Here is a 23,710-nt window from a genome sequence, read left to right as displayed (position 1 = left end):
TGTGTGTTGGAACGCAGGTATGTCGACGTCACGATGACAGCCGCTCGCATACCGCTTTTGCGATTTGAATATCCTGGACTGCGACGCCGGTCAGGTCGGCGACCGTAATTTGGTCCTGTGAAGTGCGCACCCGCGTACCGGCGCGTATCAGGCCGCCGAGCTCACGTACCTGCGCGGCCGCGATATGGCCTGCGCGGACCGCGTGAAATATCTCTCCGCGCGACAGGCACTGCTCGAGGCTGTCTGCGACGACGATGTCGGCGCGTGCCAGGATCAGGCTATCGAGTTCCTGTTTTTCCGGGGTGTCCGACCCCATCGCCGTGATGTGGGTGCCCGGCTGCAGCTGGCTCGCCATAAGCAGGGGTTTGGTCGAGGGGGTGGTCATGATGATGAGGTTGCACGCCTCGGCCACTTCGCGCGGGTCACGAGTAGTGGTGACGTGATAGCCGAGCGCCGCCATGTCATCGCAATAGCGCCGGAGGCTGTCATCCGACCGACCCCATGCGACAATATTTTGGCAGTCCGTCTCGGTGGAAAGATAGGTGACCTGCATCCGGGCCATGGTACCGGTGCCGAACACGCCGATCGCCTTTACCTCTTTCGGGGCCAGGTAACGCGCGGCTATCCGGCCGGCAAGCGCCGTGCGAACGTTGGTGAGATAGCCCTCGTCGAGCAGCACCGATTCAAGGAAGCCCGTCTTCTGCGAGAACACCAGCATCAACCCGGAGCTCGAAGGCAGGCCCAAGGCCGCATTGCCGTAAAAGCCGGACGCGATTTTTATCACGAAGACCCGGTCGTCCCGGATGTACCCGTATTTGATATGCGTGTCGCCAGGCGGTTCTTCGAACAGCAGCTCGCCTACCGGGGGAACGACCACCTTGCCGTCGGAGTAGGCGACGAATCCGGCTTCCATCTCCGACGTCAGATCCATCGACGCCGTGGCAGCGCGTATTTCTTCAATTCCAAAAACCTTGGTCATCTAGTGCCTCATGTCATTTCATGAGCCCGCAGGGCTTCGTCCGAATGCGCCGTGCATGGCTCATCCGTGGCTGTTTCAGGTCTTTTTGCGTTGCGGCGCCGCTCTTGGCACCGGTGGGGCCACCCGTCTCGGCGGGTGCCTAAACGCTCAATGTCTTAGAATCTGGCGGAGGAAAAGCGCGGTTCGCTCGTTGCGCGGATTAGCGAAGAACGTTTCCGGGTCGCCTTCCTCGATCAGCTGGCCGCCATCCATGAACATTACCCGATCCGCAACGGACCGGGCGAAGCCCATCTCATGGGTGACGCAAATCATCGTCATCCCATCCCGTGCCAGATCGACCATGACGTCCAGAACCTCCGAGATCATTTCCGGGTCCAAGGCCGAGGTGGGTTCGTCGAACAACATGATCTGCGGCTTCATGCAAAGTGCTCGCGCGATTGCAACGCGCTGCTGCTGACCGCCGGAAAGCTGTACCGGGTATTTGCTGGCCTGTTCCGGGATCTTCACTCGCTTCAAATAATGCATCGCGACCTCCTTTGCCTCCTTCTCGGGGGTTTTGCGGACAAGGCGCTGCGCAATGGTCAGATTTTTCAGGATGGTCATGTGAGGGAAGAGATTGAAACTCTGGAACACCATGCCAACTTCGCGCCGCACGGCGTTGATGTTCTTCGTCCTGTCGGTGAGCTCCCGGCCGTCGATTATGATTCGTCCGCTCGTGTGTTCCTCCATACGGTTGATACACCGGATGAGCGTTGACTTTCCGGAACCGGAGGGGCCGCACAGGACGATCTTCTCGCCTCGACGTACCTCGAGACTAACTTGCTTGAGCGCTTCGAACTGACCAAAGCGCTTTCCCACGCCAATCAGCTGAATCATCGTGTCATTGGGTTTATTCATGAATGTCGCCTCAATCATCCTTATTCACGTCAGCGTGCGGTGGACCGGCCGAGGTAAACCTCCAGGCGCTTCACCGATCGTTGGATGATCCACGTTATGGCCACGTAGACGATCGCCAGTGAGAGAAATACTTGGTAGGGGGCAAAGGTCTCGGCGACGATCGTCCGCCCGATGCCGGTCATGTCGACGAGCGTGATGGTACTGGCGAGAGCGGTCGATTTCATCAGGCTGATGACTTCGTTGCCATAGGCCGGAAGGGCAATGCGGATGGCAAGCGGCGTCGTTATATAAATGAAGCGGTGCGTCGCGCTCATCCCGAGGGCCGCGCCCGCCTCGAGAAGGCCGCGCTCGACGGCGAGCACGCCGCCGCGGAAGATTTCCGAGAGGTAAGCGCCGGTGTTCAGCGAAAGCGCCAGAATCGCGCAGCCGAACGGGTCTCGCAGTATCGGCCAGAATATGCTTTCGCGGATCCATTCGAACTGGGGCAACCCGTAGTAGACGATGAAAATCTGCACCAGGATCGGCGTGCCCCTAAAGACATAGGTATAGAACTGGGCAGGCCACGACAGCCACCAGCGGCCGCTGATCCGCATCAGGAGCAGCAAGACGGCAATCATTGTCCCGATCGCCAGGGAGAGCAGCAATAGCTGGAATGTCATCACGATGCCGCTTAGCATCCGAGGTATCGCGTCGAATACGATGCCGATATTCAAGACGGCCTCCGCTGAATATGTCTGTTCGCAAGGGTCTCAAGAAGCAGGACCGAGATCGTAATGGCGGTTGAGAAGCCCAGGTATATAAGCCCGACGACGATATACATCGTGAATGGTTTTCCCGTCGTGCTGGCAGCCTGCTTTGCGACGAAGAGCGTCTCGTTCAGTCCGATGATGGAGATCAAGGCGGTGTCCTTGATGAGCGACAGCATGTGATTGCCGAAGGGCGGGAGGGCAATTCGCCACATTTCCGGGATGCGGATGTAGAAAAACGTTTGCAGTCCATTCATTCCGAGCGCCCGTGCGGCCTCGATGCTCCCGCTCTTCACGCCATTGAACGCGCCGCGGAATGTCTCGGTGGCGTAGGACCCGACCACCAATGCAATCGCTATCGATCCCGCCCAGAAGGGCGGGATATCGACAAAAGCAACGGACGGGTCGAAAACTCGGGCGATGGTCGTCAGCGAAACCGCCGAGCCGAAATACAACAGCAGGATGACGAGTATTTCGGGGGTCCCGCGGAAGAACACGGTGTAGGCGTTGCCGACAGCGTTGGCCAGGCGGTTGGAAGAGAGCTTGGCAGACGCGCCAAGCAGCCCGAAGATCACCATCAGGATCAGCGAACAGACGAAAACCTTTGCGACGGTTACCGACGCCAACAGATAATCATCCCACCAGCCGTTCAGTGCTTCCAATGCCCTACTCCGTGTTCTTGGATGTCATCCCACCGATGATTACTCTTCGGCCCAGGCGTCATCGTGGATCTGGAACGGGAAGATTTTCAGCGCGTATTCCTTAAGCTTGCCTTCGCGGATGAGTTTGCGGATCGCTGCGCTGATCTTATCACGCAGTTCGTCGTTGCCCTTGCGCAGGCCCACGCCGACGCCGGGCCCGAAGAATTTCGGCTCATTGACCTCGGGACCGATGAATTCGTACTTTCCCTTTCCCTCGCCGCTGAGGAAGCTCAAATGCGCTTTCATCGGGTTGGTCATGATCACATCGACCCGGCCGTTCTTGAGGTCGAGATACATCGCCTCATTGCTATCGTACAACACCAGGTCGGCTTTCGGCAGCTTGGCCGAGAACCATTCGAAGTAGGTCGAGGCGCGCTCTACCCCGATCCGAAGTCCATCGAAATTTTCTACGACCGGTTGGCCCTTGTCGTCGAAAAGCTTCAAATCCTTGCCGACCGGGCCCACGATGCGGCCGACCGAGTTGCGATAGGGCGAAGAGAAATCAATCTGTTCCTTGCGCTTGTCGGTAATCGACATCGAGGCAATGATCAGGTCGAACTTGTTGGCCAGCAAGGCCGGGATCATGCCGTCCCATTCCTGGCAGACATACTCGAAATCGACGCCGATGATTTCAGAAATGCCTTTGGCAACATCGACATCGTAGCCTTCAAGCTTTCCATCGGAGGTTCGATAATTAAACGGCGCATAGGTGCATTCCATGCCGACGCGAAGCGTGTCCGCGTTCGCCGGCGCAGCACTGAGGAGCACTGCTGTGATTAGTCCGGTGAGGGACGTTTGCCAGTTTTTCATTGCGTTCATTCCCCTCTCGTTTTTTCTGGTACCGGCACAACCTCGTTGCAGCGGGTTGTCTCTCTAGCTGCTTGCACGGAAGCACCATAGGAAATAGACTAGATCATCCAAAATAGACTGTCCAGTCTGTATATTGTGAATGCCGATCGCATGGCACTTGAGCTACATTTCGCCTGCGCCAGCCTCTGAAGGAGACCGTTCGTTGAAGAAGAAAGACCAGGAATTGGGAAAAGGCATAGGTCCGGAGCTTTCGCCGTTCGTCCCCGTCTGCGACGCCATTGCGAACCTATTCGCCCCATTCGCGGAGGTGGTGCTGCATGACATGGCGAGTGCATCCGTGGTCTACATTGCCGGGAATTTCTCAAAGCGGGAATTCGGCGACCCCTCAAATCTCGAGGAGATCGACTTCAAACCCGCCGATGTGTTAATCGGGCCATACGAAAAGACAAACTGGGATGGTCGGCGGATCAAGTCGATCAGCTCGGTGCTGAGAACCGCCTCGGGCAAGGAAGTGGGTGTGTTGTGTATAAACGTCGACGTCTCCGTCTTCGAAAACATCCTTCTTACGCTGCAGACCTTCGTCTCTCTTCCTGCCACGGCCGGTAAGCTGGACAGCCTTTTTCGCGATGACTGGTTTGAGCGCATTAACAGCTATATTCGGCATTGGACGACGTCACGCGGGCTCAATATTTCCGACCTGTCGCGCGCACAGAAGAAGGAACTCGTGCAGGCTCTCGCCGACGATGGCGCGTTTAGCGGGAAAAACGCGGCAGGCTACATATGTCGACTCCTCGGTATGGGCCGGGCCACGGTATACAACTATCTCAACGGTGATGCGGCGAAGGTGGCTGGCGGCAACAGTAAGCAGTAAGTTGGCCATGCTGAAAACGGCCCGGCATCTCATGCCGTCAAATGCCGGAGGTCAGTCAAGATGCTGCCAAGATGATCTCACACGCAGAAGCCCACGCTTGCGCTGACCTTGCGGATCATCTGAGAGACCTGCGGGAGTGCGCGTACGATTGCGCCCTTGTTTGTTCCGATGAAAACTTCCTGCAAGGGTAGTGTCGTCCGGGTCTTCAGAACCTGTATTGTCCCGTGCCGAATCTGCTCTTGAAGCAGCCGCGAGGGCAGGATGCTTATACCGGTTCCCGATTCCACGAGATTGAGGATCGTGCCAAGGCTGTTGCAGACATTGAGCCGCAGCCCGGCACCAGCCGTTGCGGCGAGGAAACCAGTGGTGAGCGAATGAAGGTTGGACGGTGCGGGTGTCGCAAAGATGCGCTGACGTAGGAGTTCCTCGTCGGAGACGATCGTCTGCGGCAAGCCGAGTTTGTGGCTGGCGATCCAATCGACGCTCTGGCGTCCGAGAAGCTCAAGCGCGACATTGTCGTGCGACGGCGGCGTAGAGAGGACCGCTATATCCAGCAGCCCCTCAGAGAGTTGATCAGCAAGTTTGTGGCTGGTGTCCACCGTCGCGGCGATGCGTGCGCCGGCAAAACGGATGTCGAGTTCATCGAGCAGGGAAGGGAGGCACACGGCTGCGAAGCTATCGATCACGCCGACCCTCAGCGTCGGCAGGCGGGTGTTGCGGGTCTTGATATTGGATTCAATGTCGCGCGCTATGGCGATCATCGATTCCGCATAGTGCTTCAGCGCCTCGCCCTCGCTGGTCAGCACAAGTTGCCGCCTTTGGCGCACGAAGAGCGACACGCCGAGCCGCTCCTCCAGTTCGCGGATCCGGTAAGAAACCGTAGGCTGGCTGACATTCAGCTTGTTGGCCGCCGCATTGAAGCTGCGCAGCTGAGATACCCAATAGAAGGATTCCAGGGCGGAAAAACTTAAGGTCATTTGAATAGAATTTTTCTATCGATAGCTCTAAGTATCCTAATTAGATTTTGATCTCAAGACCGCGTAGGTTTTCAACATCCACATCAGAGACGCGGGGACACCATGCACAAAACCATCTCCCGGGAACACATTCTCGAAGACCTGCCGGAGATCGCGGAGATCCAGTCGGACGACCTGAGAGAAAAGGTGGTGGACGCTTGGGTATTCGCGCTGGAACGCTCGTCCTTCGATCGCGTGGTCGACATTCCTGGCGAGGGCAGCCCGAACGTCTTTGCGCTCAAGCGGGGCACTCAGGACGCCCACCTGCGCGGTGTCACGCGCCTTGCGCTTGCGATCTACGACGAGTTCGCCAGGACCTATCCCGAGGCCAGGGTCGATCGTGACATCATTCTCGCCGGCGGACTTTGCCACGACATCGGCAAGACCTGGGAGTTCGATCCGATCAACCTGAAGCGTTGGCGCGAACGCGGCGACCGCTACGGCGAACCGTCCTTCCGCCATTCGGCCTACGGCACCCATGTTTGCCTCTCGGTCGGCCTGCCGGAAGAAATTGGCCATATCTGCATGGGACACTCGCTCGAAGGGGCGCATATCGGCCACAGTACGGAATGCTACATCATCCGTCAGGCCGACCATGCCTGGTGGCATGTCGCTGCGGCGCTCGATCTGTGCCATCCGGAGACGATCGGTTTCGCCGGCCCGAACTTGCGCGTCCGCCCGATCGGCATGCAGTAGGAAGCCGTAAAAAACTGCCAAGAGGGAAAGCCGAGGTTAGAGATGGACTATACGTTCCAGTTCGGCCCATTGCTGAACTACCTGCCGCAAATCGTCAGCGGATTGTGGCTGACGATCGGCCTGTCCTTCGTCGGCATTTTCGGCGGCATCGCGCTCGGGATTTTCTGCGCGGTGATGTCGACCTCGTCCTCGCCAATCCCGCGCTTGCTCGTCCGCCTCTATGTCGAGGTGGTCCGCAACACGCCGCTGCTGGTGCAGATCTTCGTGATCTTCTTCGGATTGCCGAATATCGGAATCCGTCTGTCGCCGCTCACCTCCGTCTTCATCGCCCTCGTTTTGAACAATGGCGGCTATGTCGCGGAGATCGTTCGCGGCGGCATCGAGGCCACCCATCGCAGCCAGGTGGAGGCGGCCGAAAGCCTCGGCCTTAGCTATTTCCAGACGCTGCGTTACGTGATCCTGCCGCCGGCGCTGGAGAAGGTGTTTACGCCGGTCGTTTCGCAATGCGTGCTGCTGATGCTGTCGACCAGCCTCGTCTCGGCAATCGGCGTCGAGGACTTGACGGGAGCCGCGATGATCGCAAGCTCCGAAACGTTCCGCACGATGGAAATCTACCTGGTCGTCGCCATGGTCTATGTGGTCTTGAACTTCGTCTTCCGCGCCGTGCTCAACGTTGCCGGCCTCATGATCTTCACGCGGTCGCGCCGCCGCCTGCTCGGGAGGGCCTGAGATGCGCACGTTCGGCTCCCCCGAATTCCTGTTCATCGTCTATGCGCTTCGCTGGACGCTGACCCTCACCGTCCTGGCCTTCGTCGGCGGCGGCATCATGGGCATCGTGCTGGCGCTGCTGCGCATTGCCCGCATCAGGGCCTTCAGTGCAATCACGACCTTCTACATGCAGGTGATCCAGGGCCTGCCGCTGCTCGTGCTCTTGTTCCTGTGCTATTATGCGCCGTCGCTTTTTGGCATCGAGATCGCGGCGCTCACCGCGGCGGCCATTGCGCTCACCATCAATTCCAGCGCCTTCCTTGGCGCCATTTGGGAAAGCGCGCTCAGGGCAATTCCCAAGGCGCAGTGGGAGAGTGCGGACGCGCTGGCGCTGACGCCCTACAAAACACTGCGCTTCGTCATCGCGCCGCAGGCGATCCGCCTCGCCCTGCCGTCCACCGTCGGCTTCCTCGTGCAGATCATCAAGCAGACCTCGCTTGCCTCTATCATCGGCTTCATCGAGATCACTCGCGCCGGCCAGCTTGTCAGCAATGCCACATTCGAGCCGCTCAAGGCCTTCCTGAGCGTCGCCGCCCTCTACTTCGCCGTCTGCTTCCCGCTCACGCAACTGAGCCTTTGGCTCGAGCGGCGCACGGCCTGCCGGGGCGCCCGAACCTGATCACCCAACGGCCCGAAGAAGGCCGTCCAAACCACCCGGAACTCCAGAACTGAGAGGATGACCATGCGCCTGAAATCCCTTCTTCTGCCCCTCGTCGGGCTTCTTGCCATCACCGTTGGCGCCGCAACGGCGTCGGCTTCCTCCCTCGACGACATTATCGCCCGTAAGAAAGTGATGATCGGCGTCGACCTGTCCGTCCCACCCTTCGGTATCACCAATGAGGAGATGCAGCCGGACGGGCTGGACGTCGATGTCGCCAAGCTGCTCGCGAAGGATCTCGGCGTCGAGCTGGAACTTGTGCCCGTCACCGGCCAGAGCCGCATTCCGTCGCTTCAGACCGGCAAGGTCGACTTCGTCGTGGCAAGCTTCGGCATCTATACCGAGCGGGCGCTTTCGGTCGCCTTCTCCAATCCATATGGCGGCCACAGGTCAATCATTATCGCGCCGAAGGAAGCCACCATCAAAAGCCTGGCCGACCTTGCCGGCAAGCGTGTCGGCGTCCCACGCGGCACGGCGCATGAAAAGATCCTTTCGGCGGCCAACGTGGAGGGCATGGAACTCGTGCGCTTCGACGACGACAGCACAACGCTGAACGCGCTTGTCTCTGGCCAGGTCGATGCCATCGGCACTGTAAATTACATCGCCGCGCAATTGCAGGAGCGCTATCCCGACCGCGGTTTCGAGGAGAAGACCACCTATCTCCAGAGCTTCTACGGCGTCGGGCTGCGCCGTAACGATCCGGACCTCCTGCATTGGCTCAACACCGTGCTCTTCGTCCACAAGCAGAGCGGGGAGTTGGGTGCGATCTATGAGAAGTGGATGAAGACGCCCATCCCGGAACTGCCGTCGTTCTAATCGACAGAACCGGGGGCGCCCGCGGCGCCCCCACATGAAGAGGTCCGAAATGTCCGTTGTCGTCGCCAAAAATATTCGAAAGAGCTTCGGTGGGCTCCAAGTGCTGAAGGGCGTATCGCTCACGGTCGAAGGCGGCGAGGTTGTCGCCTTGATCGGCCGCAGCGGCTCCGGCAAGAGCACTTTCCTGCGCTGCTTGAACGGCCTCGAAAGCGTCGATTCCGGTGAGATCGAGGTCGCCGGCCACCGAATGTCGCGCAAACCGGCCGAGCTTCGCCGGTTGCGGCGCGATGTCGGCATTGTCTTCCAGAGTTACAATCTCTTCCCGCATCTCACCGCCGGCGAAAACATCATGCTCGCCCCGGTCCAGGTGAAGGGAATCGGCAAGGACGCCGCGCGATCCGAGGCGAAACGCTGTCTGTCGCTCGTCGGACTCGGCGATCGTTTCGAGGCCTATCCCGACATGCTCTCCGGGGGCCAGCAGCAGCGCGTCGCCATCGCCCGCTCGCTCGCCATGCAGCCGAAGGTCCTTCTTTTCGACGAGGTCACGTCGGCCCTCGACCCGGAACTCACCGGTGAAGTGCTCGCCGTCATCGAAAAGCTGGCGCGCGACGGCATGACCATGATCCTCGTGACCCATGAAATGGGCTTCGCCCGGCGCGTGGCCAATCGGACGATCTTCATGAGGGACGGCATCATCCACGAGGAAGGGCCTTCCGCCGAATTCTTCTCTTCGCCGAAAACGCCTGAACTTCGAGCCTTCCTCCACGCGGAAGTAGGCTGAGCCTCGCGAGGCAGTTTCGTCCGCCCCATCGTCTGACATCATTGGCAGAAACGCTCTGCCGAAGGAGCACCCATGCCCAAGATCGAGCTATTGCAGGTTGGCCCGTACCCTTCATGGGACGAGGAGCGTCTGAATGCGAACTTCACCATGCACCGCTATTTCGAGGCGGCGGACAAAGCGGCGTTCCTCGCCGAGCATGGCGCAGCCATCCGCGGCATTGCCACACGCGGCGAGCTTGGTGCCAACTGGGCGATGATCGAGGCGCTGCCCAGGCTGGAGATCATCTCGGTCTATGGCGTCGGCTACGACGCGGTCGACTTGGCTGCGGCGCGTGAGCGTGGCATCCGCGTCACCAATACGCCCGACGTCTTGACCAAGGACGTCGCCGACCTCGGCGTCGCGATGATGCTGGCGCATGCGCGGGGCATGATCGGCGGCGAGACCTGGGTGAAGAGCGGCGACTGGGCGAAGAAGGGCCTCTATCCGCTGAAGCGCCGCGTCCACGGCAAGCGCGCCGGCGTGCTCGGCCTTGGCCGCATCGGCTTCGAGGTGGCAAAACGCCTTGCCGGCTTCGACATGGAGATCGCCTATAGCGATACCGGTGCGAAGGATTTTGCCAGGGACTGGAGCTTCATTGCCGATCCGGTCGAGCTTGCCGCCCGCTCCGACTTCCTGTTCGTGACGCTCGCGGCGTCTGCCGAGACGCGTCATATCGTCGGGCGCAGGGTCATCGAGGCGCTCGGGCCGGACGGCATGCTGATCAACATCTCGCGCGCCTCCAACATCGACGAGGAAGCCCTGCTGGACGCGCTCGAAAGCAAGGTGCTCGGTGCTGCCGCGCTCGACGTCTTCGAGGGCGAGCCGAACCTTAATCCGCGCTTCCTGGCGCTCGACAATGTGCTGCTGCAGCCGCACATGGCCTCCGGCACCGCGGAGACCCGCAAGGCGATGGGCCAGCTCGTCTTCGACAACCTGTCGGCCCATTTCGGCGGCCGGCCGTTGCCAACTCCGGTTCTGTGAGGAAGAGGCCATGAAGGCGATCGTCATCCATACGGCCAAGGACTTGCGCGTCGAAGAGTGTGCGGTGGAAAAGCCCGGCCCCGGCGAGGTGGAGATCCGCCTTGCGGCCGGTGGCATCTGCGGCTCGGATCTGCACTATTACAACCACGGCGGCTTCGGCACGGTGCGCCTCAAGGAGCCGATGATCCTCGGCCATGAGGTCTCCGGTCATGTCGCGGCGCTCGGCGAAGGCGTATCGGACCTTGCCATCGGCGATCTCGTCGCGGTCTCGCCCTCGCGGCCCTGCGGCGCCTGCGACTACTGCCTCAAAGGCCTGCCCAACCATTGCTTCCACATGCGCTTCTACGGCTCGGCCATGCCGTTCCCGCATATCCAGGGCGCCTTTCGCGAGCGGCTCGTCGCCAAGGCCAGCCAGTGCGTGAAGGCCGAAGGGCTTTCGGCCGGCGAGGCGGCGATGGCGGAGCCGCTCTCCGTGACGCTGCACGCCACGCGGCGCGCCGGCGAGATGCTGGGCAAGCGCGTCCTCGTCACCGGCTGCGGGCCGATCGGCACGCTGTCGATCCTCGCCGCCCGAAGGGCGGGCGCCGCCGAGATCGTCGCCGCCGATCTTTCCGAACGCGCGCTCGGCTTTGCCCGTGCCGTCGGTGCTGACCGCACGGTCAATCTGTCGGAAGACCGCGACGGTCTTGTTCCCTTTAGCGAGAACAAGGGCACTTTCGACGTGCTTTACGAGTGCTCGGGGGCGCAGCCCGCGCTGGTAGCCGGCATCCAGGCACTGCGCCCGCGCGGCGTCATCGTCCAGCTCGGTCTTGGCGGCGACATGGCCCTGCCGATGATGGCGATCACCGCCAAGGAACTCGACCTGCGCGGCTCCTTCCGCTTCCATGAGGAATTCGCGACTGCGGTGAAGCTGATGCAGGGCGGCCTGATCGACGTCAAGCCGCTGATCACCCACACGCTGCCGCTTGGCGAGGCGCTGAAAGCCTTCGAGATCGCCTCGGACAAGGGGCAATCGATGAAGACGCAGATCGCCTTTGCCTAGCTAAAGCGATCGCAGGAAAAGTGTGAAGCGGCTTTCCGTCCGCAATTGCGAGAACAAAGAGACATCACTATGAGCACCGAACTCTTCGACCTGACGGGCAAGCGCGCCCTCGTCACCGGCTCCTCGCAGGGCATCGGCTACGCGCTGGCCAAGGGTCTTGCCGCGACCGGCGCCGAGATCATCCTGAACGGCCGCGACGCCGCCAAGCTCGCGGCCGCCGCAAGAGACCTCGGGGCAGGGCACACGCTCGCCTTCGACGCCACCGACCACCAGGCTGTGCGCAAGGCCGTCGACGCCTTCGAGGCGGACGTCGGCGCGATCGACATCCTCGTCAACAATGCCGGCATGCAGCACCGCACGCCGCTGGAGGATTTTCCCGCCGACGCCTTCGAGCGACTCCTGAAGACGAATGTCTCCAGTGTCTTCAATGTCGGCCAGGCGGTCGCCCGCCACATGATCAAGCGCGGCGCGGGCAAAATCATCAACATCGCCAGCGTCCAGACGGCGCTCGCCCGCCCCGGCATCGCGCCCTATACCGCCACCAAGGGTGCCGTCGGCAACCTGACCAAGGGCATGGCGACCGACTGGGCGAGATACGGCCTGCAATGCAACGCGATCGCGCCCGGCTATTTCGACACGCCGCTGAATGCTGCGCTTGTCGCCGACCCGAGCTTTTCCGACTGGCTCGAAAGGCGCACGCCAGCCGGCCGATGGGGCAAAGTGGAGGAACTGGTCGGGGCCTGCATCTTCCTGTCCTCGGACGCCTCCTCCTTCGTCAACGGACACGTGCTCTATGTCGACGGCGGCATCACGGCCTCGCTCTGAGATGGCCCCTCATTCCGCTCGACGGGGAATCGTCCTGATGGGCGTCGCCGGCTGCGGCAAGTCGGCGATCGGTGCCGCGCTCGCCACCCGTCTCGGCGCGACCTATGTCGACGGCGACGACCTGCACCCGCCGGAAAACATCGCCAGGATGAGCCGCGGCGAACCGCTCACCGACGACGATCGCTGGCCCTGGCTCACCCTCGTCGGACGAAGGCTCGCGGCCCCTGACGGCGTTCTGATCATCGGCTGCTCGGCGCTGAAGCGTCGTTACCGTGACCATATCCGCAACGAAGCGGGGGCGCCCGTCACCTTCGTCCACCTCTCCGGCACGAAGGTCCTCATCACCGCCCGCATGGGCGCGCGCGCCGGCCACTTCATGCCCGTGAGCCTCATCGAGAGCCAGTTCGCAGCCCTCGAACCCCCAACGACAGACGAAAACGTCATAACCGTCGATATCGACCAGCCGCTTGAGGTGCTCGTCGACGAAATCGCCGTAAAACTGGAGGAGACCCCATCATGACCAACAGGGTTGCGCTGATTGGCGCGGGCGCCATGGGTGGCAGTATTGGCGCGCGGCTGGTGGAGACCGGCAATCGTCTGACCGTCTTCGATCCCGGTCCGGATAAGGTGCAGGCACTGGTGGACAAAGGCGCCTTTGCCGCCCCGTCGGCCGCGGAGGCCGCCGCCTTCAGCGACTACGTCATACTCAGCCTCAACGCCCCCGCCATCGTGCGCCAGGCCGTCTTCGGTGACGCGGGTGTGGCGGCCGGCGCGCAGGCGGGCACACTGATCATCGACATGTCGTCGATAGACCCGAACGCGACCAAGCAACTGGCGGCGGACGCGGCCGAGAAGGGCCTGCGGTGGGTGGACAGCCCGCTTTCCGGCGGCGCGCCCAAGGCCTTGATCGGCGAACTGACGCTGATGGCTGGCGGCACGGCGCAGGATGTGAAGGATGCGCATGCCGTCCTCAGGCATGTCGCCAGCAATTACACCCATATGGGATCGGTCGGTGCGGGTCAGACGACCAAGCTGATCAACCAGGTACTCTGCGGCCTCGGCTTCCTCGCTGTCGCGGAAGCCACCCAGCTCGCGCTAGATGCGGGCGTCGACGCGTCAAAGATCCCGCAGGCGCTAATGGGCGGGAGGGCCGACAGTGCGATCCTGCAGGAATACATGCCGCGTTTCGTGACGAAGGATTACCGCCACACCGGGCGGATCGACAACATGGTGAAGGACCTTGCCGGCGCGCAGGACCTCGCGCGCCGCACCAACACCGCCATGCCACTGACCGCCGCCTGTGCCGAGATCCACCGAATGCTGACGGCTGCCGGGCTGGGCGGCGAGGATCAGGCGGCGCTGATGGAATTTTTTCGTGGACCGAATAAGGAGAACTTCAAATGATTACGCGGTACGCACTGTTCGAGGGCAAAGTGAAGGACGGCCATACCGAAGCCTTCCGCAAGGCCGTCATCGAACGTATCCTGCCGAAATGGAAACAGTTTCCGCACGCCACCGACGTGCGCATCTCGTTTGCCGAAAGCCGCGACGAGGGGGCCCCGGAACTATCCATGATCCTCGCCATCAACTATCCCGACCTCGAAGCCGTGGAAGAAGCTCTCGCAAGCCCCGTGCGCGCCGAGGCCCGTGCGGCGACCGAGGCCGTCCTTGCCGAATTCTTCGAGGGTCGAATCCACCACCACGTGATGTCCGCCAGCGAATTCAAGCTGTGATGTCATCACGAGTATTTGGGAAGCCGTCCTTCCTGGCTTATGGATCGACGGCGTAGGGTTCCAAGACGTCCGGCTTTGGAGCCGCAGCGGCTCCAAAGAGCTGCCAAACCCAAGCCGTTCAAATGCGCCCGCGTGATCGCTTGCGAAGAGCCTATGCCATGAAGGTGGCCGAGAAGGCGGGGCCACGGCTCGTCAAAATATGTCGTAGCTTTTTGAGGGAAGATTTAGGCAGACGTGTCAGGCGAGAAATCAATCGTGAGCGAAGTTGGCGTTTGATTTATGCAAGCCGACTTGCGTTCATTTTACATCTTGCAATTCTGCATGCGGAATGTATAGCTGGCGGTAGGGAGAGGAACCGATGCTCATTGCCGAACGTGTGCAAACTATTGCCGATACGCTGACGCCTGCTGAACGCCGTCTCGTCAAGGAGATCATCGCCAAGCCGCGCGATGTGGCGCTAGGGACGGCCGGGGAATTGGCGCGGCGTACCGGAGTGCATGAGGCGACGGCATCCCGACTTGCGCGCAAGCTCGGTTTCGAAACCTATGCCGGGTTTCGACACGCAATCCGGGATGAGTTCATCGTGAAGACCGATCCGGCGTTGCGCGTGCGGCGTACGCTGGAAACGTCCCGTGGCCATGGCATGCTGGAAATGCTCGTCCAGCAGGAAATCGAGGCCTTGACCCGACTGTCGAGCTATGTCGACGAGGAGCGCCTCGCTGCCGCTGCTGCCGCCTTGAGCGACCGCAGAAGGATTTTCATCTTTGCGCGCGGAAATGCGGAAACACTGGCCGTTCTGATGAACCGGCGTCTGCGCCGAATGGCGTTCGAAACTGTGCTGGTTTGCGGTGATAGCCGCGATATCGCTGAGCAGATCCTGTCCATGGGGCCGGATGATGCGCTGCTCGTCTTTGCGTTTCGCCGTCAGCCGCGTGCTTATGCGCCGCTGATCGAGCGAGCAGGAAAGGTTGGCGCCGTTAGTGTCGTCGTCTCTGGAACGGTGGGACCTTCCTTATCGCCGAAGGCCGATCACCTGCTTGCTGCGCCGCGCGCTGGCGACGCCGATGCATTCCAGACGCTGACGGTGCCCATGGCGATTTGTAACGGGCTCATTCTCAGCATGGCACAATCCGACGAGGTGCGCTCATTGAGCAACCTGGAACAATTGGGAGAACTGATCGGGGAACTTGAGGGACGCTGAGCGCCGAAGGGGGTGGCGCCGTTTTGGCATGCTTGGAGACTGCAAGAATACTTGCGTCCCGCGCTAGTGGTGCAAAAAGAAATGCATATTCGGTGGCGAAGTCCGCCACCATTGGGGAGGAAGCACGATGAAACGCATGATGATGATTGGCGCTGTTCTGGTCGCACTTGCCGCGCCGGCAATGGCGCAAGACGTTGATACGCTTTCGCCGGAAGCGCTGCTGACTTTGGCGCAGAAGGAAGGCAAGGTGACGGTCTATTCCTTCACCAGCCGTATCGCGCGAGTGGAAAAGGCATTCGAGGAAGCGTATCCGGGCATCGATCTGATCGGGTTTGATATGTCCTCGACAGAAATGATCACGCGCCTGCGCACGGAGGCCGCAGCCGGCATCACCAATGCGGATGTTGTCTATGTTTCCGACGCTCCGGTGGTGCTCAGCGATCTCTTGGAAACGGGTTTGCTCAAGAACTATGTACCGCCCCGCATTGCCGACAAGCTCGACACGGCGTTCAAGTCTCCGCTCCTGGCCCAACGCCTTTCGACCAAGGTCCTGATGTATAACGAAGCTGCCTATCCCAACGGCGCTCCGATCAAGAACCTCTGGGATCTCACGACGCCGGAGTGGAAGGGCAAGGTGCTGATGGTCGATCCGCTTCAGCGTGGTGATTATCTGGACCTGATGACGGAGTTCGTCCTGAGGTCCGACGAGATGGCTAAGGCGTACGAAGCGCTATTCCGCAAACCGATCGAACTGGATGACGGCGTGGAAACAGCCGGGCACCAGTTCATCGTAGATCTTTTCGAGAATGATCTGGTTCTGCTCGCCTCGACGGACGATGTGAATGCGGCGGTTGGTAAACTCGGTCAGGATCAGCCGCCCGTCGGCTTCACCAGCTATTCCGACCGACGCGACAATGAGGACGAGGGGTGGGCGCTGCAGGTCGTAAACGATGTCGTTCCTTCCAACGGGATCGTATTCCCGGCTCTGCTGGCGCTTACCGCTGACACAAAGAACCCGGCGGCATCACGCCTCGCTATCGACTTCCTGATGGGTGATGACAGCGAGACTGGCGGACCGGGCTATGCTCCGTTCTACGTGGCGGGTGACTGGCCAACGCGCAGCGACATCAAGGGCCACCCGGATGCGATCCCGCTGGCGGACTTCAAGGCCTGGCGGGTTGACCCGGCCGCGACGGCCACGATCCGCAAGTCCGTCGGTGACCTCGTTCTCCAGTTGCAATGATCCGCGTGCCGCCGTCGCCCTCGGGCCGCGGCGCATCCGCGCTATCGGATATTTTGATGTCTACTCAGTCTCGAAATCGCTCGTTCAAGGACGCGTTCCTCAGCCCCGGCCTGGGGCTGAAGGCGGCCGTGCTGGTGCTGCTGACTGCACTCGTCGCCGCTCCGCTATTGAAGGTCTTCGGCGCCACGCTTGCACCCGGTGCGTGGTCCGCCTGGTCCGACGTGCTTGCAAGCAATCTGTCACGAAACCTCTTCTGGCTACCGCTTGCTAATACAATGATCCTCGGCGCGGGTGTCGCCACTGGCTGTGTGCTCGTCGGCGGCTTTCTCGCCTGGCTCGTGGTCATGACGGACGTGCCGTTCCGACGCACGATTGGCCTTCTGGCAACGCTGCCCTTCATGATTCCCAGTTTCGCAACTGCGCTCGCTTGGGGTTCGTTGTTTCGCAATGCCCGCGTGGGAGGCCAGATTGGTTTCCTTGAGGGGCTTGGATTTTCTGTGCCCGATTGGCTTGCCTGGGGCATGGTGCCGACGCTGGTCGTTCTCATGGCGCACTACTATTCTCTTGCCTTTACCGTCATCGCAGCAGCCCTCGCCACGGTGAATTCCGACCTGGTGGAGGCTGCGCAGATGACGGGCGCCGGACGGCGCCGCATCTTTCTCGGTATCGTACTGCCGGTGGCACTTCCCGCGCTGGTCGCCGGGGCCTCGCTCACATTTGCCGGGGCAGTCTCCAATTTCGCGGCGCCGGCACTGCTTGGATTGCCGGTTCGCATGCAGACTCTCGCCACTCGCCTCTACGGCATGATCGAAATCGGTCAAGCGGAGCGCGGCTATGTGCTGGCAATTCTGCTCATCCTCGTCTCGGCGTTCTTCCTATGGGCTGGCAACCGGGTCATTTCGGGGCGCCGATCCTACGCCACGATCACGGGCAAGGGCGGTCGGTCGAAGCGCTTTGCGCTGGGGACCGCGCGATTGCCGTTGTTCGTTGCGGCCGCATCCATTTGCGTACTCACCACTGTCGTTCCGGTCGTGATTCTCATCGCCTCTAGCCTGGCGCCATCCTCCTCAGCGCTATTTTCTGACTGGTCGTTGCACTACTGGATCGGCGCGTCTGATCCGGCGATAGCCCGCGGTCAGGCCGGAATCTGGAACAATCCGCTGATCCTGTCGGCTACTGGCGTTACTGTCGGCCTTGGAGTGACGGTTGCCTTCTCCGCCTCGCTTGTGGGGCTACTGGTGGCCTTCGTTCTTGCCCGCTTCCGGTCCGGCTTTCTGTCGGCCGCGATCAACCAGATCAGTTTCCTGCCGCTGCTCGTGCCGGGCATCGCCTTCGGCGCGGCCTACGTCGCGTTGCTCGGCGCGCCGATCGGCCCGCTGCCAGCGCTCTACGGGACATTCCTACTGCTGGTCATCGCCGCCACAGCCTATCTGGTGCCCTTTGCCGTGCAGACCGGACGCGCGGTGATCCAGCAGGTATCGGGCGACCTCGATGAGAGCGCGCGGATGACCGGCGCCGGCTTCCTGCGTCGCCTTTTCGCAATCACCGTGCCGCTTGCCATTCGCGGACTATCGGCTGGAGCTCTGATTGTCTTCGTCAAGATCGTCCGCGATCTGTCGCTGGTCGTGTTCCTGTTCACGCCGACCATGCCGCTGCTGTCCGTACTTGCCTACCGCTATGCCTCGGACGGCTTCACCCAATTTGCCAATGCCCTCACTGTCGTCGTGCTTGTCATCTCCGTCGCCGCGACGCTTTTCGCCAATCGCCTGCAGGCCAAGTCACAGCCGTGGTTGCAATAATGATACAGATCGAATCCCTTCATAAGCAGTTCGGCAGCTATGAAGCCGTACAAGGCGTAAGCCTCTCCGTCCCGAAAGGCGCTTTTCTGGTGCTGGTCGGACCATCCGGCTGCGGCAAGTCCACCATACTGCGCATGCTAGCCGGTCTCGAAGCGCCGACGTCCGGCACCATCACCTTCGGAGGCAACACGGTCTCCGATGGTGGGCGAGGCTGGGTCATCGAACCATCCCGGCGCGATGCCGGGCTTGTCTTCCAGTCATATGCGCTCTGGCCGCATATGACTGTCGCAGGAAACATCGACTGGCCGCTGAAGGTGGCCGGTCTCGACAGGGACAAGCGCTGCTCGCGTGTCGGGGAGGTGCTCGATCTACTCGGCATCGGCCAACTTGCTGCGCGCTATCCCAACGAAATCTCCGGCGGTCAGCAGCAGCGCGTGGCGATCGCCCGCATGATCGCACCGAAGCCGGGCATCCTGCTGTTCGACGAACCCCTTTCCAATCTTGATGCGAAATTGCGCGTCGAGATGCGGACGGAGCTGTTGCGCGTCCATCGCGCGACGGGGGCGACTTCGGTCTACGTTACGCACGATCAGGTCGAGGCCATGACCATGGCTACTCATGTCGCGGTCATGAACGCGGGAAGGATCGAGCAGTTCGGCAGTCCCGGGGAATTGGTGGCCCGCCCGCGGACCGCTTTCGTCGCGACCTTCGTCGGCACGCCTCCGGCAAACCTGGTGCCCGTGGTAAACGGGGCCTATTGCGGCCGTCTCGCCGATGCGGCACTGGCCGGTCGCAATGGATCGGCCATGTTCAGGCCGGAAGAGCTGACGCTTGCCGAGAGCCCGTCGGACCGAACCCTGACGCTCGACTATGCCGAGGCGAGCCCCATGGCCGGGCGGGTCATGGTGACCGGCATCCGTGCCGATCTTCGCCTCACGGCGATCGTCGACAGCCTGCCATCGTTCTCGGTGGGCCACGAGGTCCACTTCCAGCTGCCGCCGGCACCATCCATGTTCTTCACGCCAGAAGGAGTGCGCGCGCAATGAAGCGGATCATTCTGGTACGCCACGGCGAAAGTGCATGGAATTCCGTCCGCCGCCTGCAGGGGCAGGCTGACATTGGACTTTCGGCACGAGGCGAGGCGCAGGCAACCGCCTTGCGCGCTACGATTGAGGCGATGCGCCCCGACCATGTCATCGCATCGGATCTTTTGCGTGCACGGCATACGGCGGCGCTTCTGGGGTATCCGCATGCGCAGCTTTCCCCGGCCTTGCGCGAAATCGACGTCGGCGATTGGACCGGCCGTGCCATCGGCGACCTGATGGCTGAAGATCAGGATGCCTATCTTGGCTGGCGCGCGGGCACCTATGCGCCGAGAGGAGGGGAGAGGTGGCAGGAATTCCGTGACCGGGTGACAGCCGGGCTCGGCAAAGCGGTTTCCATCCCGGGAGAAAGGCTGCTTGTCGTTTGCCACGGTGGCGTCATTCGCGCCTTGCTTGATGGATTGCTGGGCCTGCCGCCGAAGCGGATCATACCCGTCGGGCCCGCAAGTGTTACAGTGCTTGCCGACAAGCCCGGTGGCATGCGCCTGGAGACCTTCAATTTCAGCCCTGATGGCCCCGTGTTCGACGCTCCGGATTGATTGAAACCCGCAATGTCTCTGGGGTCGGCGTTGTATTGAAGGGAACCGCCGGCGCGAGCGTCGACCATTGGCGTAGGGACATGGCTCTTCACCGCCCGTGGTCTGCGGATCGATTCCTTTCGAGTGAGTAGATGATCTTACGTCAGAGCTGATCAACTCGCGCCACTTAACTGCATCATCCAAGATGAGGTCGAGAGGCTCTATGGCTTGGACCAGATCGTCCAGGCGGCCTGACTTCCGGACGATCTCAGCCGTCAAACTGGAACGTGGCGAACGCGGCGCACCGAGTACGGCGACGATCTCATCGCCGTCAGGTGCTGACCGAGAATGTAGCGATTTTGGATTGGGTTGCGGGAGAGACACCGCACCTTGCGCCTGAACGCAGTCTCGGACGGTCTCGCAACAGGCAGCACGCCAGGCGATCGCCGAACGCCGGCGCTGATCGCGAAAACAGCTGGAAGGCGACTATCTGCTCTGCGACGCTTTCGCCACTGGCGACGCGCTTGGGTACGAAATGGTTCGCTGGTCGCGCGATTCGGGCCTCGAGCTTCCGGACAGGCTGACCGCCTATGCCGAGCGGGTCGAGGCGCGGCCGTCGGTACAAAAGTCGCTCAGGGCAGAGGGTTTGACTTAATACCTGCCGCAAGAACTTGGGCGTTCTTACGAAATCCGAATGTCGCGAGACAGTGGTGAGCGAACAATCAATCGTCTAGCAAGAGCCTGCGCAGGGGATCGCCTCCGTCGATGAACAGTTGCCCCTGCGGCGTCAACGCCGCCGCAACACGGCGTTTGGCCCGTCGCCCCGCTTCGGGATGGCGTCCATCCAGCGCACCGACGCGCACGGCGACTGCGATATCGTAAGGCATCTCACCCGCTTCCAGCTCGAAATCCTCAGCGGCAACCTGGCGCAAGCTCAGCCTTCCGGATCCGATCTCCGCCTGGGATGCGGCTTGTGCCTGCGCGATCGCCTTGGCCGATCGGTCGATGGCGAGAACGTGCCCGTCGCCAATCCGGCCCGCGATCTCGCGGGCCATCGCACCGGGCCCGCAGCCGATCTCCAGCACACGCATGCCCCGCCGCAGCGGCAGCGCATCCACGATGGCGAGAAGCCGCGGCGACAGGTCTTTAGCCATTCAACTCTCCTTCGCGTGGCTCGCCAGATATTGCATCCATTCGCGTGCGACTCACAGATGGCGACGCAGGACCAGAGCGGTGGTAACGGTCGCGATGCCGGGAACGGAAGCGACCTGGCGGCGCACGTCCTCGACACTGTCGATTGAATCGGCATCGACGCTGACGAGCAGATCGATTTCGCCGGCCAGGGAATCGATCCGCGTGACGAACGGGATCGCTTTCACCCGCGGCGCGATTTGGTCGCACGTTTTGCCGCTCTCGAAGCGGGCAAGAAGATGTGCGGCCTGCACGATGGTGCCGGGCGTTCCCTCGACGACCCTATAGCCGGCAATCGCCCCGCTTCCTTCCAGACGAGCCATCCGATCCTGCGTGGCGCTGCGCGACAACCCGATGTGCCGCGCCAGCGCGACGATCGGGGCGCGGGCGTTCCTGCGCAACAGTGATATCAGCTTCAGATCTTTCTCGTCCAAGTCCTCGCTCCGGCGATTTTCCTGCGCATCCGGCGTATTACTGGCGGAAACCTGCGGCATCATAGGTCAAAATGGCTTCCCCAAGAAGGTGAGGCTGAAGCGATGACACATACGAAAGCACCAATCACAGCAGAGGATACGATCCGGTCGTGGGCGGGTGCTGTCGCAGCGTGCGACATTGAAGCCGTCTGCTACGCGGACCCGTTGCTCGTCTTCGACGTGGTGGGGCAATTGCAGCGCGAGGGCAAGGCGCTTTATCGCCGAGCGTGGGAGGACGAGTTTTTTCCTTGGCATGGCGGAACCGGGAAGTTCGCGTTGCGCGAGCTTTCCGTTCACGCCGGCGGCGACATCGCCTTTGCCACCGGCCTCCTGGACTGCGGCGGCACCGAAGACGGCCGACCCGTCGAATATACCCTGAGGCTGACGCTCGGCCTGACGAGAACGCCGGACGGCTGGCGCATCGTGCACGAACACAGCTCCGAACCAATGCCGTTCGACGAGAAGGTGGAGGGCTGATGCGATGACGCCGTTGGACGAACTTCTGGAGATCGAGCGGCGGCTCTGGCGGAACGATGCAGACATCTATGCCGCAACCTATTTGCCGGAGGCCGTGCTCATCTTTCCTGGCATCGGCCGCATCGATGTCGATACGGCAGTCGAGGCGATCCGCGGCGAGAACGCCGCGGGCCGTCACTGGGCCGAGGTCTCTTTCTCGGCCGAGACGGCGGTTGAGGTCGCGGCCGGGACCTGCTTGGTGGCGTATCACGCCGACGCCCGATGGAACGATCAGCCAACCGCCGAGGCGGTCGACTGCCTGACCGTCTACGTCAAGCGTGAAGGACGTTGGCGAGTGGCGGCGCATCAGTAGACCGCGAGCGCCTGATCCCGGCTTGCCGGGGTCAGGCGGTAGGGCGTGGGGGTATCGGTACCATCCAAGTTTGGCACAAATGCCCCGAAGCCGTCGAGTCTGCCGCTGACCTTCGCCGTCCTTCCGGTCCAATGTCGGGTCTGAAACACGGAAACGGAAGGACAGGAACATGAGCATCATTGAAGGAACCGTCGATCTGACGAAGGATCTGGACCGGCGGTTGACGCCGTTTTCGCGGCCTGGTCAAGGAAGCCCAGCGGGCATGGCGCGATGTCATAGAGCTCGATCTCGACTGGCTTTGAGGACATCGCGTTGAAAGTACGCCAAGCAACGCTAAGGCGAACAACGCAGGACTGAAGCCCTCGTTGAAGCAGATGCGGAGTTGATCAGGTGCGTTCGCGCATTTCGGGTTACCTAGGTCTATCCCGACCCTTCCCGTGTCAACTTGAGGGGATTATCGGAGTCCGAAGCCGACCTGAACCGCGGCCCTAGAGGTTTATGCCGCCGACCCTCATAATTACACGCCCGTGACCGGCAATGTCCTCGGCAATTCGGTGGATCAGCTCGGCGTCGCTTCGCTTAATCACATTGCCTTCGATTACAATGCTGTCGCCCAAAACACGGTAGGATAAATTCGTCACGGCGAATGGCACTTCCGATGCAATCGCGCAACGGACAGATGCAATGAGGGACGCCGAGTCGGAGCCTTGGCAACTCTGCCGGCTTGGATCATGTGTGACCAGGACCATGGCACCCTCCCTAACCTCAAATGAGCAAACGCTAAGGAACCAACGTTGTTCCAGTTGCCGACATTCATCCAAAGATCCGCGTACAAAGATCCGTTGCCTCGTGTCGTTGTGCTACGCCAGTCACAGCCGCTGTCTTCCGCGCCTCGACGACCGAAGTTGGGGTGGTCGGTCATCACGAGGCGGAAGGCACGATAAGAATATCGAATGTCACTCTCTATGAGGAAAGCGTCCATCTTGCCCGGTGG

At 61.4% G+C, this 23,710-nt stretch carries 28 protein-coding genes; 19 read left to right on the top strand and 9 right to left on the bottom strand.

Annotated elements, in window-relative coordinates:
* Nucleotides 1-28 precede the first annotated feature (28 nt).
* The 5 genes from JOH52_RS31285 to JOH52_RS31265 form a co-directional block, all read right to left on the bottom strand.
* A complete protein-coding gene (locus tag JOH52_RS31285; RefSeq protein WP_014532015.1) occupies nt 29-979 on the bottom strand; it encodes an ornithine cyclodeaminase family protein in 951 nt (316 codons plus the stop codon).
* A 147-nt stretch (nt 980-1,126) separates the two neighbouring features.
* Nucleotides 1,127-1,894 (bottom strand): amino acid ABC transporter ATP-binding protein, encoded by a 768-nt coding sequence (locus JOH52_RS31280; RefSeq protein WP_017266559.1) that lies wholly within the window; start codon nt 1,892-1,894, stop codon nt 1,127-1,129.
* An 11-nt stretch (nt 1,895-1,905) separates the two neighbouring features.
* Nucleotides 1,906-2,589 carry an ABC transporter permease gene (locus JOH52_RS31275; RefSeq protein ID WP_014532013.1) on the bottom strand — a complete coding sequence of 228 codons (684 nt, stop codon included), beginning with the start codon at nt 2,587-2,589 and terminating at the stop codon, nt 1,906-1,908.
* On the bottom strand, nt 2,586-3,284 hold the full coding sequence (locus JOH52_RS31270; protein ID WP_014532012.1) for an ABC transporter permease: 699 nt from the start codon (nt 3,282-3,284) through the stop codon (nt 2,586-2,588). The genes JOH52_RS31275 and JOH52_RS31270 overlap by 4 nt, the downstream gene beginning before the upstream one ends.
* 39 nt (nt 3,285-3,323) lie before the next feature.
* Nucleotides 3,324-4,142, bottom strand: coding sequence for a transporter substrate-binding domain-containing protein (locus JOH52_RS31265; protein ID WP_017266558.1), 819 nt, complete (start codon nt 4,140-4,142; stop codon nt 3,324-3,326).
* 193 nt (nt 4,143-4,335) lie between these two features.
* Between JOH52_RS31265 and JOH52_RS31260 the strand changes: the two genes are divergently transcribed.
* Entirely contained in the window at nt 4,336-5,004 is a 669-nt protein-coding gene (locus tag JOH52_RS31260) for a helix-turn-helix transcriptional regulator (protein ID WP_010967255.1), read from the top strand.
* Between the two features lie 77 nt (nt 5,005-5,081).
* On the opposite strand, the gene JOH52_RS31255 is transcribed toward JOH52_RS31260, so the two are convergent.
* Entirely contained in the window at nt 5,082-5,981 is a 900-nt protein-coding gene (locus JOH52_RS31255) for a LysR family transcriptional regulator (RefSeq protein WP_010967256.1), read from the bottom strand.
* A gap of 102 nt (nt 5,982-6,083) precedes the next feature.
* Here JOH52_RS31255 and JOH52_RS31250 point away from each other — a divergent pair, with 102 nt between their 5' ends.
* The 16 genes from JOH52_RS31250 (at nt 6,084) to JOH52_RS31175 (ending at nt 20,244) form a co-directional block, all read left to right on the top strand.
* Complete coding sequence (locus JOH52_RS31250; protein WP_010967257.1) at nt 6,084-6,716, top strand: HD domain-containing protein; 633 nt, start codon at nt 6,084-6,086, stop codon at nt 6,714-6,716.
* 42 nt (nt 6,717-6,758) lie between these two features.
* Nucleotides 6,759-7,445, top strand: a complete 687-nt coding sequence (locus JOH52_RS31245; RefSeq protein WP_014532010.1) for an amino acid ABC transporter permease — start codon at nt 6,759-6,761, stop codon at nt 7,443-7,445.
* A 1-nt stretch (nt 7,446) separates the two neighbouring features.
* Nucleotides 7,447-8,103, top strand: coding sequence for an amino acid ABC transporter permease (locus JOH52_RS31240; protein WP_010967259.1), 657 nt, complete (start codon nt 7,447-7,449; stop codon nt 8,101-8,103).
* A gap of 63 nt (nt 8,104-8,166) precedes the next feature.
* Complete coding sequence (locus tag JOH52_RS31235; protein WP_014532009.1) at nt 8,167-8,958, top strand: transporter substrate-binding domain-containing protein; 792 nt, start codon at nt 8,167-8,169, stop codon at nt 8,956-8,958.
* Nucleotides 8,959-9,007: 49 nt separating this feature from the next.
* Nucleotides 9,008-9,739: an amino acid ABC transporter ATP-binding protein gene (locus tag JOH52_RS31230; protein ID WP_014528759.1), complete on the top strand. Its 732-nt coding sequence runs from the start codon at nt 9,008-9,010 to the stop codon at nt 9,737-9,739.
* A 72-nt stretch (nt 9,740-9,811) separates the two neighbouring features.
* Entirely contained in the window at nt 9,812-10,759 is a 948-nt protein-coding gene (locus JOH52_RS31225; protein ID WP_010967262.1) for a 2-hydroxyacid dehydrogenase, read from the top strand.
* Nucleotides 10,760-10,769: 10 nt separating this feature from the next.
* Entirely contained in the window at nt 10,770-11,801 is a 1,032-nt protein-coding gene (locus JOH52_RS31220) for an L-idonate 5-dehydrogenase (RefSeq protein WP_010967263.1), read from the top strand.
* A gap of 69 nt (nt 11,802-11,870) precedes the next feature.
* Nucleotides 11,871-12,626, top strand: coding sequence for an SDR family oxidoreductase (locus tag JOH52_RS31215; protein ID WP_010967264.1), 756 nt, complete (start codon nt 11,871-11,873; stop codon nt 12,624-12,626).
* Nucleotide 12,627: 1 nt separating this feature from the next.
* Complete coding sequence (locus tag JOH52_RS31210; RefSeq protein WP_010967265.1) at nt 12,628-13,146, top strand: gluconokinase, GntK/IdnK-type; 519 nt, start codon at nt 12,628-12,630, stop codon at nt 13,144-13,146.
* The gene (locus tag JOH52_RS31205; protein ID WP_014532007.1) at nt 13,143-14,030 is read left to right on the top strand and encodes an NAD(P)-dependent oxidoreductase; all 888 of its coding nucleotides are present in this window, start codon (nt 13,143-13,145) and stop codon (nt 14,028-14,030) included. The genes JOH52_RS31210 and JOH52_RS31205 overlap by 4 nt, the downstream gene beginning before the upstream one ends.
* Nucleotides 14,027-14,359, top strand: coding sequence for a hypothetical protein (locus tag JOH52_RS31200; RefSeq protein WP_010967267.1), 333 nt, complete (start codon nt 14,027-14,029; stop codon nt 14,357-14,359). Before JOH52_RS31205 ends, JOH52_RS31200 begins: the two co-directional genes overlap by 4 nt.
* Nucleotides 14,360-14,717: 358 nt before the next feature.
* The gene (locus tag JOH52_RS31195; RefSeq protein ID WP_010967268.1) at nt 14,718-15,560 is read left to right on the top strand and encodes a MurR/RpiR family transcriptional regulator; all 843 of its coding nucleotides are present in this window, start codon (nt 14,718-14,720) and stop codon (nt 15,558-15,560) included.
* 127 nt (nt 15,561-15,687) lie between these two features.
* On the top strand, nt 15,688-16,803 hold the full coding sequence (locus tag JOH52_RS31190) for an ABC transporter substrate-binding protein (protein ID WP_014528757.1): 1,116 nt from the start codon (nt 15,688-15,690) through the stop codon (nt 16,801-16,803).
* Nucleotides 16,800-18,602, top strand: a complete 1,803-nt coding sequence (locus JOH52_RS31185) for an ABC transporter permease (RefSeq protein WP_014532006.1) — start codon at nt 16,800-16,802, stop codon at nt 18,600-18,602. The genes JOH52_RS31190 and JOH52_RS31185 overlap by 4 nt, the downstream gene beginning before the upstream one ends.
* On the top strand, nt 18,602-19,648 hold the full coding sequence (locus JOH52_RS31180; RefSeq protein ID WP_014532005.1) for an ABC transporter ATP-binding protein: 1,047 nt from the start codon (nt 18,602-18,604) through the stop codon (nt 19,646-19,648). The genes JOH52_RS31185 and JOH52_RS31180 overlap by 1 nt, the downstream gene beginning before the upstream one ends.
* The gene (locus JOH52_RS31175; protein ID WP_010967273.1) at nt 19,645-20,244 is read left to right on the top strand and encodes a histidine phosphatase family protein; all 600 of its coding nucleotides are present in this window, start codon (nt 19,645-19,647) and stop codon (nt 20,242-20,244) included. The genes JOH52_RS31180 and JOH52_RS31175 overlap by 4 nt, the downstream gene beginning before the upstream one ends.
* Before the next feature lie 701 nt (nt 20,245-20,945).
* On the opposite strand, the gene JOH52_RS31170 is transcribed toward JOH52_RS31175, so the two are convergent.
* Both JOH52_RS31170 and JOH52_RS31165 read right to left on the bottom strand, forming a co-directional pair.
* Entirely contained in the window at nt 20,946-21,377 is a 432-nt protein-coding gene (locus tag JOH52_RS31170; RefSeq protein WP_014532002.1) for an SAM-dependent methyltransferase, read from the bottom strand.
* 51 nt (nt 21,378-21,428) lie between these two features.
* The gene (locus JOH52_RS31165) at nt 21,429-21,911 is read right to left on the bottom strand and encodes an Lrp/AsnC family transcriptional regulator (protein ID WP_014532001.1); all 483 of its coding nucleotides are present in this window, start codon (nt 21,909-21,911) and stop codon (nt 21,429-21,431) included.
* A 39-nt stretch (nt 21,912-21,950) separates the two neighbouring features.
* On the opposite strand from JOH52_RS31165, the gene JOH52_RS31160 reads away from it, so the two are divergent.
* Complete coding sequence (locus JOH52_RS31160; protein ID WP_014532000.1) at nt 21,951-22,364, top strand: YybH family protein; 414 nt, start codon at nt 21,951-21,953, stop codon at nt 22,362-22,364.
* 4 nt (nt 22,365-22,368) lie between these two features.
* Complete coding sequence (locus JOH52_RS31155; protein ID WP_014531999.1) at nt 22,369-22,716, top strand: nuclear transport factor 2 family protein; 348 nt, start codon at nt 22,369-22,371, stop codon at nt 22,714-22,716.
* A gap of 488 nt (nt 22,717-23,204) precedes the next feature.
* On the opposite strand, the gene JOH52_RS31150 is transcribed toward JOH52_RS31155, so the two are convergent.
* Complete coding sequence (locus JOH52_RS31150; RefSeq protein WP_014989730.1) at nt 23,205-23,465, bottom strand: hypothetical protein; 261 nt, start codon at nt 23,463-23,465, stop codon at nt 23,205-23,207.
* Between the last annotated feature and the right edge of the window lie 245 nt (nt 23,466-23,710).

The sequence above is a fragment of the Sinorhizobium meliloti genome (genome assembly GCF_017876815.1).
In the GTDB taxonomy this organism is placed as follows: Bacteria; Pseudomonadota; Alphaproteobacteria; order Rhizobiales; family Rhizobiaceae; genus Sinorhizobium; species Sinorhizobium meliloti.
The sequence above is the reverse complement of the archived record's forward strand: the minus strand, read 5'-3'. Positions and strand labels throughout refer to the sequence as shown.